This is a genomic window from Simkania negevensis Z (assembly GCF_000237205.1).
Taxonomy (GTDB): Bacteria; Chlamydiota; Chlamydiia; order Chlamydiales; family Simkaniaceae; genus Simkania; species Simkania negevensis.
Genome location: NC_015713.1, coordinates 992,012 through 1,006,298 on the forward strand (window position 1 = coordinate 992,012; position 14,287 = coordinate 1,006,298).

Consider the following 14,287-nt stretch of genomic DNA (forward strand, 5'->3'; position numbering starts at 1 on the left):
AAAACACAAGTCGATGATACAACATTTAGAAAGGCCTCATCACAAATTCAAACTTGCAGTCTCTTTAATCATTCTTGCCGATTTTCTGTGTGCGATGCAGGCGATCTTTGTCAAGATGGCTTCGCCTTATTTTAGCGCCAACACGCTCGTTTTTGGGCGGTGCTTGGTGAATTTGCTGATGCTTTATGGGTGGGTTCTTATTACGACAGGTGGTAAAGGTTTCAAAACCCTTTATCGGATCAAAGAGTGGAAATATCATCTGGTGCGCTCAATTGCAGGAACTGGGGCGGTCTATTGTTTATACTACGGACTCGCTTTAATGCCGATTGGTCCTGCAACTCTTCTCTTCTTTACATTTCCTATTTTTATTCCAATTGTCACCCGTATTTGGCTGCGGGTGGCGCTGATTCATCGCCTCTGGTGGGGAATTGGAATTTCGTTTTTGGGAATTGTATTTGTCTTGCGTCCAGGAGCTGGGTTATTTAGTGCTGCAGCGCTTATCCCACTGCTTGGTGCGATTTGCGGTTCGATCGCAACAGTTTCGATTCGGGTGCTCCACCGTTATGGAGAGAGTACCGATGCAATCATGGCTTACTACTTTACAATGGGTGTTGTGGTTTCAGGCTTGATTCTTTTGTTTACAAGAGATTTTTTGACTGAGACATTCACTTTTGCAAATACATCATTAATCGTTTTAGCGGGAATTTTTGCAGCCTTTTTTCAAACGGTTTTTACTTTGTCGACAAAGTTTGCATCCACCCGTTTTTTAAGTCCGTTTATTTACGGAATTTTTATTTTTTCTGCTGTTGCAGAATACTTTTTTTGGGGGAAAATTCCAAAAATGGGAACTTTTTTTGGATTTGCCTTGATTGCGATTGGTACCATTCTCATGATTATCCTTTATCCCAAAGACGATGTCAAATTCGTCTCTAAGAAAAAATGAACTTATGATGAGTTTGTCCAAATGGCGAGTCCTCCCCCGATAATCATGAGAATGTTATACTCAAACAACTTCAGAAATTGGATTTTCGGCTGTGCTAAAGCACCATAATTTACCGATCTTAAGAGGTCTAATATTAGGAATATGAGATTACTTAAAATCGGTAAATTTCGAAAGCTTAGGTATTGCCCAAAACCAATTTTTGAAATTGTTTGAATATAAAAGAGAGAGCACTTTGTTCCAGATGATCCAGTCAAAGAAGCCAGCAAAGACGACAAAGGCGTATTGAAACAGGCCAATTTCATGTGGATCTGCGCATCGACAAGCTTTGATGAGATAGATTTGACAGAGAATGAAAGTCGCACCGTTAGCCCTTACCCATCCCCAATTGGCAGGGGTTGAAAGGGGATGAGAAAACGGCGTGTCTTAAGAAAGGAAAGCTCTTCTTTTCGGGCAATAACTATTGCGAACACAAAAGCCGAAAGATAGGCCATGAATGCCATCCATAGAGCTGAGGTTCCAGCTTGTCAGACTTTGAAAAAGAGCCCAAACACCGAGATGAAAAAACGTGAAGGTCATTTAGATTGAACTGCGAATCATGAATCTTTTTCCATATTCAAGTATTGCTCTAACCCTGCCGCTCTTATTTTTTCATCTAAAGAGAAAGACTTTATTCCTGGATAGATAATAACAATCTCGTCGAGTTTTAAATCATTGATGGCGATACGCATCGATTTACTTACTCTCGGAGAGTCGGTATATTTGAATTCGAAACCTAGCCGTTTTCCTTTTTTTAAGATCAAAAGATCCAATTCTGCTGAAGCTTGTGTTGCCCAAAAGAAGCAGTTATAGGTGTCAACTTCATGATAACGGATAATTTCTTCGAGTGCAAAACCTTCCCAAGAAGCTCCTAACTTGGGGTGAAGGCGTAATTCTGATTCATTTTCGATCCCAAGTAGAACGTGAAATAGTCCGCTATCTCTAAAGTATATTTTTGGTGATTTGACTTGGCGTTTTGAAATGTTTTCGTACCAAGGTTGGAGTTGTCGAATCATCATGGTTCCTGCAAGGATATCGGTGTATGAACGTATTGTCTTATAAGAAAGGTTGATTGAGCGGCCAATTTCCGACCCATTATACATACACCCATGATAATGAGTTAACATCATCCAAAAACGACGCAATTGTTCTGGGGGAAGCTTAAATCCAAGGCTTGGAATATCTTGTTCGATGAATGTACGGATGTATGATTTTCGCCAAATATAACTTGCCCCGCTGTCGTTTGCAAGAAACGAACGAGGAAACCCTCCCCGATGCCACAAAGTTGTTAGATCTTGAACTTCGTTATAGTTGAAGGGGGTGAGCTCAATATAATGAATACGTCCAGTAAGAGTTTCTGAGGATTGCCTCAGAAGATCTGGAGAAGCGCTGCCCAAAATCAAAAATTTCTGCTGAGAGTTAGGGCGATCGACAAGAACCCGCAGTGTTTGAAACAGCTCAGGGCGCCTTTGAATTTCATCAATGATAATGAGCCCTTTGAGTTCGGAAAGAGTTGTTTGTGGAGAGGCAAGTCGCTCGATGTCGTTTAAATCTTCTAGGTCAAAATAGTTTTCTAGAGGAATAGTATTTCTTTCATTTGCGTACATGCGCGCAAGGGTTGTTTTCCCACATTGTCGTGGTCCAAGAATTCCAACGATGGGATGAGTGTTAAAGCCTTCCTTGATTTGCTTGAGAAAATAAGAGCGTCGCATCAGAATCCTTGTAATTTAGAGTCTATATTTCTAATTTTCTAGGAAAAATAGATGTTTGTCAATTTTATCCTTGTAAATTAGATGTCAAACTTCTAATTTTCAAGGAATTATTTTTTTTAACTTATACTTAAATAAACCCAGAGTTCAGGTTAAATAGCTTCAGAAATTGGATTTTCGGTTGTGCCAAAACACCTTAATTTGCCGATCATAAGTGAATTCATATTCCTAATATTAGGTTGCTTAAGATCGTTAAATCCCGAAAGTTTAGATGTTGCCCAAAACCAATTTTTGAAGTTATTCGAGTATATAATTAGTGGGTTAGCTTCTTGTTTTTTGGATGGGAATGATTTCGTTGCGTCGAATGGGCTGAAAGAGGCTTGGGAGAAAAGAGTCATTGGGGAAATGGAGACGGCTGTTTCCAAGGGGGATCTTCAAAGCTACATAACCTTGAAAAGTGAAGTTGAAGATATAGTCATAGGTGGTTTCCATTCCCAGTTCGATCCACTCATAAAGGATCGATGTGAGCTTGATTTGGGTTCCCCAAGTCTTTCCAAAAGTCGAATCGTCAAATGTCCGTTTGGCGAGATAGTAAACTCCAACAGCTCCGCGCAAAATGAAAGAATCCCACTTGAGTAGGGAGGTTTCTACCTCTCCTTGCAAGTTGGTTAAAGCGACTTGAATGTGAGAGCCCTCTTTCCGTTTCACAACGCCTATCGGCACGTAACTGTTGAATCGGAGAGCTGTGCTGCGGAAGAAGAGCTCAGCTCCTGCCCCCAGTTGCTGTCCAGCAAATAGCTTTGTGTCTCGGTAGTCATAGAAAACGTTGATTCCTAGAATCCAGTCTTTTCTAGGAGAGAGGTAGCGGCCTGCCACTCCGAGATTTGCAGCAAAACGGCCATTGTTGAAGACGTGCCCTCTGGCATTTAAAAACGGGTAAAATTGAGAAAAATTTATGAGATTTACCATAAGGTCGACCGAGGTGTAACCGGTGTCGTATCCGACCCCTTTATGCTCTCGGTGTTTAAGAAAGGAATAGGAAGGGGGGATTCCTTCTTGAGAGAAAGAGAGGAGGGGAAAGAGGAATAGAAAAATCAATCGCCACATAGGGCTTATTTAATTGCTTTTTTCTGGAAAATCAACGACAAAAAAAAGACCGTTATGCCGGGGGAGGGTATAGCATAACGGCCACTTAGACCAAGTTGGTCTAAAAGATGGAAAAAAGGTAATTTTTTACGCCTTTTGCGGCTCTTTCGGTTCGACTTTCTCTGTTTTGTCGTGTTTTCCTGCTGCTATTGCGTCTTTTTCTGCTGTTAGGATGTTTTTGAAGCTCTTTACTGCAGATTTAGACAGCTCTGTCATAATGTTTAGCCCTTCCAATATCAGCCCTTCATTCAGAGCACCATCAGGTTTAAACGGGCCATGTTTTATGGCATTTGAAGCAGTTATTCCGACTTCGTGTTCATTTTTCATCTCGTTATTTAGGTAATCTGTGCCTTGCTGGAGAAGTTTTCCAAGAGTCCCCATACTGGCGAATATTGCCGCTAGTCCTTTAGGTCCAGTATTTAGCTGGCTATTAACTAAATCAGGTTGATGGTGTTATCCAATAGTTAGCTTTGTCATTTTGCGTTCTCTTTTTTTTCGTGAGAATACGATTATTGTGCCTTCTTCGTCGGTAGTTCTTCTTCATTAAGCACTTAAATTCGTATCCGAATATTTCTAACTTTTTGACTCAGACTTGCCTGAGCACATAAAATAAAACTGTTTTTTCTTTTTGAGTCTCTTATAACTCCCGTCGCTTGCGTTGCAAGACTTCAGAGACTGTGTATTTTATCCGATAGCTCATTGAATCTTTCACATCTGGATCTATAGTTATGGTATTGCAGATGCTACGCATTCTCTGGCTGTCTTGAAATGACAGATATCGTTACTTATTATTAATATGACAATTTTATTATCTGTAGTACTTGAAAGTACCCCCGTTTTATAAATTTAATTTTAACAAAAAATAATTAAAATTTAAACATTTCTTTAAAATTTTTTACAAAATACTGATGATTAGTTATTTAAAAATATAAATTATTTTAAGATGTTTGAGGTTAAAGGGTTAGTATTTATTTGACATTTCTGCTGTAGGAAATCAAGGGGTTATGGCATAGTGAAAAGAATCAAGTGAGGTGTCAGATGGTTGTTAGTATCTTTGACTTCTTTTCTATTGGGATTGGGCCGTCGAGTTCCCATACTGTAGGGCCCATGAGGGCTGCCAGGAGTTTTATCCTAGCCCTCGATCGAAAGAAGGTAATTTATGAAGTACATTCTATTCGAGTTGAGCTATTTGGATCTCTAGCGATGACAGGAGAGGGGCATGGAACAGATCGAGCTGTTCTTTTAGGGCTAGAGGGATATGCTCCTGAGCAAGTTGACCCGTGTCGTGTTGATGGGATTCTGGAGCGGATTTATACGTCACATTCCTTACGCCTCCTTGGGAAAACCGTGACTCCATTTGATGTAAAAAAAGACCTTTTATTTCGTAAGGGAAAAACTCTTCCTTTCCATTCGAATGCTATGCGCCTCACAGCAAAAAATCGAAAAGGGGAAAAATGTCATGAAGCAATCTTCTATTCCGTTGGAGGAGGCTTTATTATTGCGCATGAAGATATCCATAAGAATGAAACAGCTGCCTTAGTTCCTTTTCCCTACTCTACTGGTGAGGAACTACTAGGTCTTTGTAAGCTCACTGGGAAGACGATTGATGGAATCGTTCTTGAAAACGAAAAAGTTTGGCGAAGTGAAGAGGCGATTCGAACAGGGCTGCTTCAACGGTGGCACATCATGCAAGGAGCTGTAAAACGAGGGTGCGAACGAGAAGGTTTTTTGCCCGGCGGGCTCAACGTCAGGCGGCGAGCTCCCCAAATCTATCGTGACTTGCTCGAGAGACGAGGAGAGCTTGAAAAGGATCCCACCCACTTTATGGATTGGACGAGCTTGTTTGCCATTGCCGTGAATGAAGAGAATGCTTCATATGGGCGGATTGTCACTGCCCCAACAAATGGAGCTGCAGGAATCATTCCCGCAGTGCTTCACTATGTGCAGAACTTTACTCCCCATTACAGTGAAGACAATGTGATCCGCTTTTTACTGACTGCAGGGGGCATTTGTCAGCTTTTTAAGAAAAATGCTTCTATTTCCGGAGCGGAAGTGGGTTGTCAGGGAGAGGTAGGTGTAGCTTGCTCTTTGGCGGCAGCTGGACTGGCAGCAATTATGGGAGGCACTCCAGAGCAAGTTGAGAATGCTGCTGAGATTGGTATTGAGCACAATTTAGGGCTTACCTGTGATCCTGTCGCTGGGCTCGTTCAAATTCCGTGCATCGAGCGTAATACCATGGGCGCTATTAAAGCGATCAACGCCGCAAAACTTAGCCTTCTTGGAGATGGAACCCACAGCATCACTCTCGATGAAGCTATCCGATCGATGCATGAAATTGGATTGGACATGAAAAGTAAATATAAAGAAACGAGTGAAGGGGGTCTTGCGACGGTGGTTCATAAAGACCGGATTCGAGAGCGGCAGCTTCTCTCACTCATTCCTGTAACCTTACCCCAGTGTTAAAGATGACCCCTTTGCAAAAAAAACGGCTATCTTACATTCCCAAAAAGCCAACGATTTTAGCTGACTTAAACGCAATCACTTTCGCTGAAAAGGGAGCCACTGAGGCCATTGGAGACAAAGGAGAGATTCAAAAACGATTTCCACAGACGTATGGGCGTCCTTTGATTAAAATGACTCATGGCAAAGGGGGAGCATCTAAACCTCTAAAGGTTGGAGTCGTTTTATCGGGAGGTCAAGCAGCGGGGGGACACAATGTCATTACAGGTCTTTTCGATGCCCTTAAAAAAATCCATCCCGAAAGCCACCTGTTTGGTTTTTTGGGAGGCCCTTCTGGAATTGTCGATGGGAAATATCGGGACCTTTCTGAAGACGAGTTGGCAAATTATCGAAACCAAGGAGGATTTGATCTTATTGGGTCGGGCCGGACAAAAATTGAATCTGAAGAGCAATTTGCCAAATCTCTTGAGGTCGCAAAGGCTCTTGAGCTTAATGGCCTTGTTGTGATTGGAGGCGATGACTCCAACACGAATGCGGCCCTTTTAGCTGAGTACTTTATTGACAAAGGATGCAAAACACGGGTGATTGGCGTCCCAAAGACGATTGATGGAGACCTTCAAAATGAACACGTTGCCATTTCGTTTGGCTTTGATACTGCCTGCAAAACTTACTCTGAAATGATTGGCAATATTGCCCGCGATGCACTGTCTGCTAAGAAATATACCCATTTTATCAAGCTGATGGGCCGCTCTGCTTCTCACATTGCGCTTGAATGTGCTCTTCAAACGCAGCCCAATTATGTTCTCATTGGTGAAGAGGTTGAAGCCAAAAACCAAACTTTGCAAGCGATTGCACAAGATCTTATTGATGTGATTGAAAGGCGAGGTAAGGAAGGAAAAAACTACGGTGTCATCCTCATTCCTGAAGGATTGATCGAATTCATTCCCGAAATGAAGACGCTCATTCAAGAGCTGAACATGCTTTTGGCTCAAGAGGGTGGCTCGATAGAAGGATTATCAGCGCCTTCAAAAAAGACCTTCGACTATTTGCCGAAAGAGATTCAAGATCAGCTCCTTCTTGATCGTGATCCTCATGGTAATGTGCAAGTTTCTCACATTCAAACTGAGATGCTCCTCAGCCATGTGGTAAAAGCTGAGCTCAAAAAACGAAATTTCCAAGGAAAGTTTAATGCTATTCACCATTTCTTCGGTTATGAAGGACGGTCGTGTTTTCCCTCTAACTTTGATGCAACCTATTGCTACAGCTTGGGAATTGTTTCGGCTCTTCTGATTCGTGAAGGGTTTACAGGCTATATGAGCTGCGTCACCAATTTGAGAGAGCCGGTCGAAGCATGGGGTGTGATAGGTATTCCAATCACAAGCCTCATGAATATGGAAGTGCGCAAGGGGAAAGAAAAGCCTGTTATTCAAAAAGCTCTCGTTGATTTGAAAGGACAAGCCTTCAAAAGATTTGCCCGTGATCGAGATAAATGGAAGCTACAAGATCACTACCAATTTCCTGGGCCCATTCAGTTTGAAGGAGATCCGTCCTATACAGATCAAATCCCAAAGATCCTTTCATAAATCTCTTGTTGTTAGTAATTTTCTGATTTTATTCGATTTTTAATTTCGATTTTCATAATTAAAAGATTAGGGGAAGGGTTTCTATATATCTAAACCCCCTTTTTGATTTTTAATAACCTGAGTTCTGGGTTTATTTTGTTCGTTTTTAGGAGAGAGTTCTTTTAAATTCTCACCCTTTTTGGCGAAGGAATGTGTCAAATGGTCCTTTTCGAGACAAAAAGGCCGAAACGAGTGAAAGAAACTCAGAACTCAGTTGAATAATTAGGATAGGCTCATGGAAAATGACCGATTTCACCCATTTCATAAACAGGGTTCACGTTTTATCAATCCACATTGTGACAACGCAAGGCGTCGTCTTCACGACGTCTTTTTGTGGCAGATGGGATATTACAATGACAAGTGCCCACCTAAAAAGGTGCCAAAGAAGTTCAAGTATCCGAATCCTAAAAAAAAGGTGCGAAAGGAAAGTCCGATGGTGACTTGGATCAACCATTGCAGTTTTTTAATTCACGTTGATGGGCTTCATATGCTCACAGACCCGATTTGGAGTGAGCGGTGCTCTCCCTTATCATTTTTAGGGCCACGTCGCCGTCATGAACCACCGATTGCTTTAAAGGACTTACCAACAATTGATGTGGTGCTGATTAGCCATGACCACTACGACCACCTAGATCGAAAAACTGTGAGGGCACTCAATGAGCGGAATCCGGCGACTTTATGGGTGGTTCCTAAAGGAGTTGGGAAGTGGATTGCGAAGCAAGGGGTGCACCATTATGTGGAACTTTCGTGGTGGGAAAACGCTTCGTTAGAAGTTGAAGGATCTCCTCCACTTTCTATTGAAATCACAGCTGTTCCGAGCCAACACTTTTCAGGAAGAGGATTGTTCGACAAGAACAAGACCCTTTGGGCAGGCTATGTGGTGGATTTCAAACGGCACAGACGGAAAGATAAGAGACTTTACTTCGTTGGCGATACCGGGTACAATTCCAAAGACTTTAAAGCCATTGGCAATCAATTTGGAGAAATGGACCTCAGTTTAATTCCGATTGGAACTTATGTTCCTGCTAAGTTTATGGATCCTGTGCATATCAGTCCGCAAAAGGCAACAGCAATTCACAAAGAGGTGAACTCTAAACTGAGTATCGGAATGCACTGGAAAACGTTTCGTTTGTCGAGTGAAGAGCTTCATCAACCCCCTTATGACCTGCATAGGTCATTAGAAAAAGCGGGAGTCGATCCGGCAACTTTTCGAGTGATTGATCCGGGGCAAAAAATTAACTGGTAATTTTAAATGCGCTGGATTGTCGATTACTTTCGTTATGCTTGGTATGACTTGCAACATGCGCGGCAAGTCAAAAGTCGTTACTACCAAGATCCAGAATATAGTGTCTTAGACCGCGCCCTTCTTAAAAAGTACATTTTTCGAAGCCCTTATCAAATCAGCAAGAAATATCTCAAAAAGAAACGGGAAAAAGATCTCTATACATATGGAGAAACTCCTCTCACCACTTTTGAAAAGATGGCGAAAGAAGTAGAAGTTAAACCTCTCGATCATGTCTTGGAGCTCGGTTGTGGAAGAGGACGAGGCGTTTTTTTTCTCGCCCATTTTTACAATTGTAAAGTGACAGGAATTGAACGGATCCCACAGTTTGTGAAACTTGCCGACCATGTCGCTTCGAAGCACAAAGTCGAAAATGTCTCTTTTAAATGTGGTGACATGTTTGAAATGAAATGGCCTAATGCAAATGTCATTTATCTCTATGGGACTTGCTTGTCGGATGATGAAATCAAACAAGTACTGAATAAAGTAAAAACTTTTCCAAAAGGGACGCGGATTTTAAGTGTGAGTTATCCTTTAATTGAGTATGATGATGATCATGCTTTTAAACTCATCAAGAGGTTTCTCGTGGCATTCCCATGGGGTGAAACAGAAGCTTTTTTACAAGTGGTTCAATGAACGATTTATCGAAGAAAAAATGTGTTCCTTGCCTTGCAGATGCCCCACCTCTCAAAGGGGAAGATCTTAAGTCGCTTTATATGCAACTAGATGAAGGGTGGAAGATTGTCGATGAGCACCATCTTGAGCGTGAGTATAAATTCAAAAACTTCAAACATGCTCTTTCTTTTACCAACGTCATAGGGAAGGTGGCCGAAGAAGAGGGACACCATCCTGACATCTTTCTTTCTTGGGGCATGGTCAAGATCAGGCTTTGGACCCATAAAATCAATGGGCTTTCAGAAAGTGACTTCATCTTAGCAGCAAAAATCGAAGCCGAATTCATCTCCCATGAGGGTAGTTAACTTCTATTTCTATATAGAACTCTGGCTTTTTCACCGAATATGATTTGACGATACCCTCTAGTTCCTGTAAAATAGTTGTTAAAAATTTTGATTTACAGGGCTATGAGATATTCTGAAGCGATTTACCAAACCAAGCGTTGGAAAACTCGAGAAGTTAAAGTTGGAAAAGTTGGAGTAGGGGGTAATAATCCCATCCGTATCCAATCTATGACCACATCTGATACGCGTGATGTGGAAGCAACGGCTAATCAAATTATGCGTCTTGCCGATACAGGTTGTGAAATTGCTCGGGTCACCGTTCAAGGAAAAAAAGAAGCTGAGGCCTGTGAAGGGATAAAGAATACTCTCGTCCAAAAAGGATATGACATTCCCGTTGTTGCAGACATCCATTTTTACCCTCCAGCAGCCATGTTAGTGGTTGACTATGTCGATAAAGTGCGAGTCAATCCAGGTAACTTTGTCGATCGCCGTGCAACTTTTCGCACCATTGAATACGACGATGCTTCTTATGAAGCAGAGTTACGTAAAATTGACGAAACCTTTGGACCCCTTGTTGAAAAATGTAAAAAACTTAAAAGGGCAATGCGAATCGGCACGAACCATGGCTCTCTTTCTGATCGGATCATGAATCGATATGGGGATACCCCGTTTGGAATGGTGGAATCTGCATTGGAATTTGCCCGCGTTTGCCGCAAGTTGGGGTATCATGACTTCATGTTTTCGATGAAAGCCAGTAACCCCCTTGTGATGATGCAAGCGTACCGTCTCCTTGTGCATGAAATGATGAAACTGGGTTGGAATTATCCTCTTCATCTTGGAGTGACTGAAGCAGGCGATGGTGAAGATGGGAGAGTCAAATCGGCTGTTGGTATTGGATCCTTGCTTCTCGACGGACTTGGAGACACCATTCGAGTTTCACTGACAGAAGATCCTTGGGCTGAAATTGATCCGTGCAAACGCCTCATCCGTTTAGCTGAAAGTTACGAAGGCAAAGGCACTCTTCCTTTCATTGAAACCAAGCGCAATGTTGCAGCTATTGAAAGGCGTTATGTGCGCCAAACTTCGCCACTTCATCGAGATGGATCTGTGATTTTAAACTTAGAAAGCCCTTCAACTGACTTAGGAACAAAAGAAGGAAAAGTTGATGCTGTTTATATGGAAAAGTACGAGCCCCTGAAAGATGATGTGACAATTCTCACCCGTACTCCAAATGTTTCAGGCGCCCTTCTAGTCAAAGATCTCGAAGAGTTTGATGAAACAGCTCAAGTTGCTTGGGTCAAAGATGGCGATCCTAGCAGTTGGAATCGACTCCTTGAACATCCTGTGAAAATGATTTTACTAGAATTGACAGAATCTCCCATTCACCAAGGGCGGTACTTTTTCGATTGGATCCAACAATCCAAACTCGATATCCCTGTGATTCTCGTTGTAAGCTACGATCTTTCTGAAGAAGACACCGTCATTCATGCCGCAGCAGAGCTTGGGGCTTTACTTGGGGATGGTTATGGCGAAGGAATTCTTTTGCGCACCCGTCTGACTCCCGGACAAAACCGATCGCTCTCATTCAACATTCTACAAGCTTGTCGACTACGCGCTTCCAAAACAGAGTTCATTGCATGCCCTGGTTGTGGACGCACCTTGTTTGATTTGCAAGAAGTCACTAAACGGATTCGCTTAAAAACGTCCCACCTTCCTGGAGTGAAAATTGCCATCATGGGTTGTATTGTCAATGGCCCTGGTGAAATGGCTGATGCAGACTTTGGGTATGTGGGGTCACGCGCCGGTAAGGTCGATCTTTATGTTGGCAAAGAGTGCGTTGAACGAAACATCGACTTTGACGCTGCTGATGAAAGACTCATTGAACTCATCAAAGCTCATGACCGTTGGATTGAGATAGAGGAGCCTGCTCTCTTGTGATTTTTACAAAACTCTATCCCTTTTCTATCTTTATAGGGATCGTTTCCGCTGCTTCCTATTTTTTTGAAAACAAGTTATCACGGTTTTTTCACTACTCTGAGCGATTTTCTTATCGATTTTTCCTCGTCACGGCTCTCGTCGTATGTACATTATTGCATCGTACGACAGCTTCTCCTGATACTTTTTGGAATGAAGCTAAACTCAGCGAGTATGCAAAGGAGGCTCTTTCTCCTGCTGCAATCGCATTCCAAACAGGCTTTTTAAGCAGCGCAGCTACTTATGCAACAACTCAAGATGTTGCTACATTCATTCAAACCTTTCAGCAGACAGGCTCTCAACTACAAGATGGACCGGATGAAGTGATTCGTCCTATCTATGTTGGGGCACAAGGAGATATTGAACGAACCTTAGCCCAATACTTTGCAGAGAGAAAAATCACCCATTTAGTCGGCATTATTCACACCCCAACACCTGCAACCCCTCTTTGCACTCGTGGTGAAATTTCAGAAAGTCTTGTTGATGTCAGCATGAAAGAAGATCCTAAACGTCTTTACACCGTGATGAAGCGTCCTGAAATTATCCGGGATTATATGGATAAAGGAGCACTTTTAATTGTGGCTTATCCTCAAGTTGGACTTCATAGTCGGACAGCAGAGCAACAGGCCATCTTTCAGGAAGTTAGAGAAAAGTATCCGGATCATCTCATAGATCTTCCTCTAGATTGTGTAGAGATGCAGAAAGATATGGTTGGTGCAACCTATCTCTTTCGAACTAAAGAAGGAGATTGGATGGCTTTTGGCATCATGGCCTCGCAAGCCAATGCGCCGGACGATGCAAAGATCTGGGGCATGTGGTTTGGTCCCATTCGGGATCCACTCATCTATTCGCGGGTCCACTCCGTTTTCGCTTACCTTCATTCTGTTCAGTCTAAAGACCTGAGTTCTCTTCTTCTTGATCTTAACTAACTTTATACTCGAACTACTTCAAAAGAGGGGTTTGGGCAACGCGAATGCTTTCGGAATTCGTTGATCTTAAGTGATCTAATATTAGGAATATGAGGCCACTTAAGATCGGCAAATTACGGCGCTTTGACGCAGTCGAAAATCCAAATTTGAAGTATTTTGAGTATCCTATTAATGAAACTCTTTTGTTTTAATAAATACGGTTAATTTGTATTTGTAAGGTAATTTAGTTTGGAGTTAGTAATGACGTTCGCGCGCGCCATCAAAGTTAACCGTTTCTTAATGATTGCCAACTTTGTCCTCCTTATCTGTCTGCTTACAGTTTTTGGTTGGAACATGTTCCATGATTCTTCCAGTGAGACGCTTGAGGCAAGTCGGATTGTTTTGCGCGGAGAAAACGGCGTCCCTTCTATCATCATGCAAGGGGATGCTGAGAATACCCTTTTGACACTCAATGACCAAGAAGGGAATGTACGCATGCAGCTTCAAGGGGGCGCTTTTCCAGCGCTGATCATGAAAAATGAAGCTCAGGAAATTGTAGGGACTTTTTTTCCATTGCGCGATGGGGGAGCCGCGATTGGATTAGGCGATGCTGAGGGAAACATGGCGACCTTCATTCGAGGTGGCAGTTCGCCAACCATGAGTTTTTATCAGCAGTCAACAGAACCCAATCTAGCAATGGGGATTTCAAACCATCTGCCTCACTTTGTGATGTTTCCTATGGCGGGACGAGAGGGAATGCTGATTCATGGAAATGCTCCAACGAGCGTTCTATTTATCGATGAGAATGGAGAAATTCCTGTATCCCTATCCAGACATGGTCTGTTCCAGACTCAGGGGGAGAAAGAATCCACAAAAGGGAGTGGAGAGGACAAGATTTTTTCATCTTGGGATGAACTAAAGAAAACCTTAAAGCAAATGGACAAGCATCAATAAGCTACTGTGAGAGAAATTCATGAGCGCTGCAAAAAAACCAAATCAACTTGAAGTTTGGGAGCAATTTCTGGAAGAAGAGTACCAGAAAATGCAAAAAGAACTGGAAACTATCACAGATTCCAGATTGCGAAGTGATTTGAAAGATCAACTCATTTGGCTACGTCATCAATTACGTCATTTTGAAGAGAGTCAAGATATTCAGGCGATTCAAGAAGACCATGAGTGGGTAGCCAATAGCTTCAATCAAAACCTTAGTCCTAAACATCCTTTTCGGACACATCCTTAGGAATAAGA

General features: G+C 42.3%; 13 protein-coding genes. 10 read left to right on the forward strand and 3 right to left on the reverse strand.

What is annotated here, in order from left to right; genetic code table 11:
- Window positions 1–13 precede the first annotated feature (13 nt).
- Window positions 14–943 (forward strand): DMT family transporter, encoded by a 930-nt coding sequence (locus SNE_RS05170; RefSeq protein ID WP_013943302.1) that lies wholly within the window; start codon window positions 14–16, stop codon window positions 941–943.
- A gap of 593 nt (window positions 944–1,536) precedes the next feature.
- Here the strand turns inward: SNE_RS05170 and SNE_RS05180 are convergent.
- The 3 genes from SNE_RS05180 to SNE_RS05190 all read right to left on the reverse strand — a co-directional run bounded on the left by SNE_RS05180 (window position 1,537) and on the right by SNE_RS05190 (window position 4,215).
- Window positions 1,537–2,691 (reverse strand): ATP-binding protein, encoded by a 1,155-nt coding sequence (locus tag SNE_RS05180; protein WP_013943306.1) that lies wholly within the window; start codon window positions 2,689–2,691, stop codon window positions 1,537–1,539.
- Window positions 2,692–3,009: 318 nt separating this feature from the next.
- On the reverse strand, window positions 3,010–3,795 hold the full coding sequence (locus SNE_RS05185) for an inverse autotransporter beta domain-containing protein (protein ID WP_013943307.1): 786 nt from the start codon (window positions 3,793–3,795) through the stop codon (window positions 3,010–3,012).
- A gap of 126 nt (window positions 3,796–3,921) precedes the next feature.
- Window positions 3,922–4,215 (reverse strand): hypothetical protein, encoded by a 294-nt coding sequence (locus SNE_RS05190; protein ID WP_013943308.1) that lies wholly within the window; start codon window positions 4,213–4,215, stop codon window positions 3,922–3,924.
- A gap of 657 nt (window positions 4,216–4,872) precedes the next feature.
- Between SNE_RS05190 and SNE_RS05195 the strand changes: the two genes are divergently transcribed.
- The 9 genes from SNE_RS05195 to SNE_RS05235 all read left to right on the forward strand — a co-directional run bounded on the left by SNE_RS05195 (window position 4,873) and on the right by SNE_RS05235 (window position 14,279).
- Window positions 4,873–6,297: an L-serine ammonia-lyase gene (locus SNE_RS05195; protein ID WP_013943309.1), complete on the forward strand. Its 1,425-nt coding sequence runs from the start codon at window positions 4,873–4,875 to the stop codon at window positions 6,295–6,297.
- Between the two features lie 2 nt (window positions 6,298–6,299).
- Window positions 6,300–7,877, forward strand: a complete 1,578-nt coding sequence (locus SNE_RS05200) for a diphosphate--fructose-6-phosphate 1-phosphotransferase (RefSeq protein ID WP_013943310.1) — start codon at window positions 6,300–6,302, stop codon at window positions 7,875–7,877.
- Window positions 7,878–8,151: 274 nt separating this feature from the next.
- Window positions 8,152–9,162 (forward strand): MBL fold metallo-hydrolase, encoded by a 1,011-nt coding sequence (locus SNE_RS05205; RefSeq protein ID WP_148258961.1) that lies wholly within the window; start codon window positions 8,152–8,154, stop codon window positions 9,160–9,162.
- A gap of 6 nt (window positions 9,163–9,168) precedes the next feature.
- Window positions 9,169–9,834: a class I SAM-dependent methyltransferase gene (locus tag SNE_RS05210; RefSeq protein ID WP_013943313.1), complete on the forward strand. Its 666-nt coding sequence runs from the start codon at window positions 9,169–9,171 to the stop codon at window positions 9,832–9,834.
- A complete protein-coding gene (locus SNE_RS05215) occupies window positions 9,831–10,178 on the forward strand; it encodes a 4a-hydroxytetrahydrobiopterin dehydratase (protein ID WP_013943314.1) in 348 nt (115 codons plus the stop codon). Before SNE_RS05210 ends, SNE_RS05215 begins: the two co-directional genes overlap by 4 nt.
- A gap of 102 nt (window positions 10,179–10,280) precedes the next feature.
- Window positions 10,281–12,095 (forward strand): (E)-4-hydroxy-3-methylbut-2-enyl-diphosphate synthase, encoded by a 1,815-nt coding sequence (gene ispG, locus SNE_RS13410; protein WP_013943315.1) that lies wholly within the window; start codon window positions 10,281–10,283, stop codon window positions 12,093–12,095.
- Window positions 12,092–13,060: a hypothetical protein gene (locus SNE_RS12240; protein ID WP_013943316.1), complete on the forward strand. Its 969-nt coding sequence runs from the start codon at window positions 12,092–12,094 to the stop codon at window positions 13,058–13,060. Before ispG ends, SNE_RS12240 begins: the two co-directional genes overlap by 4 nt.
- Window positions 13,061–13,300: 240 nt before the next feature.
- Complete coding sequence (locus SNE_RS05230; RefSeq protein WP_041418808.1) at window positions 13,301–13,993, forward strand: hypothetical protein; 693 nt, start codon at window positions 13,301–13,303, stop codon at window positions 13,991–13,993.
- 19 nt (window positions 13,994–14,012) lie between these two features.
- Window positions 14,013–14,279, forward strand: coding sequence for a hypothetical protein (locus tag SNE_RS05235; protein WP_013943318.1), 267 nt, complete (start codon window positions 14,013–14,015; stop codon window positions 14,277–14,279).
- The last annotated feature ends 8 nt before the right edge of the window (window positions 14,280–14,287 follow it).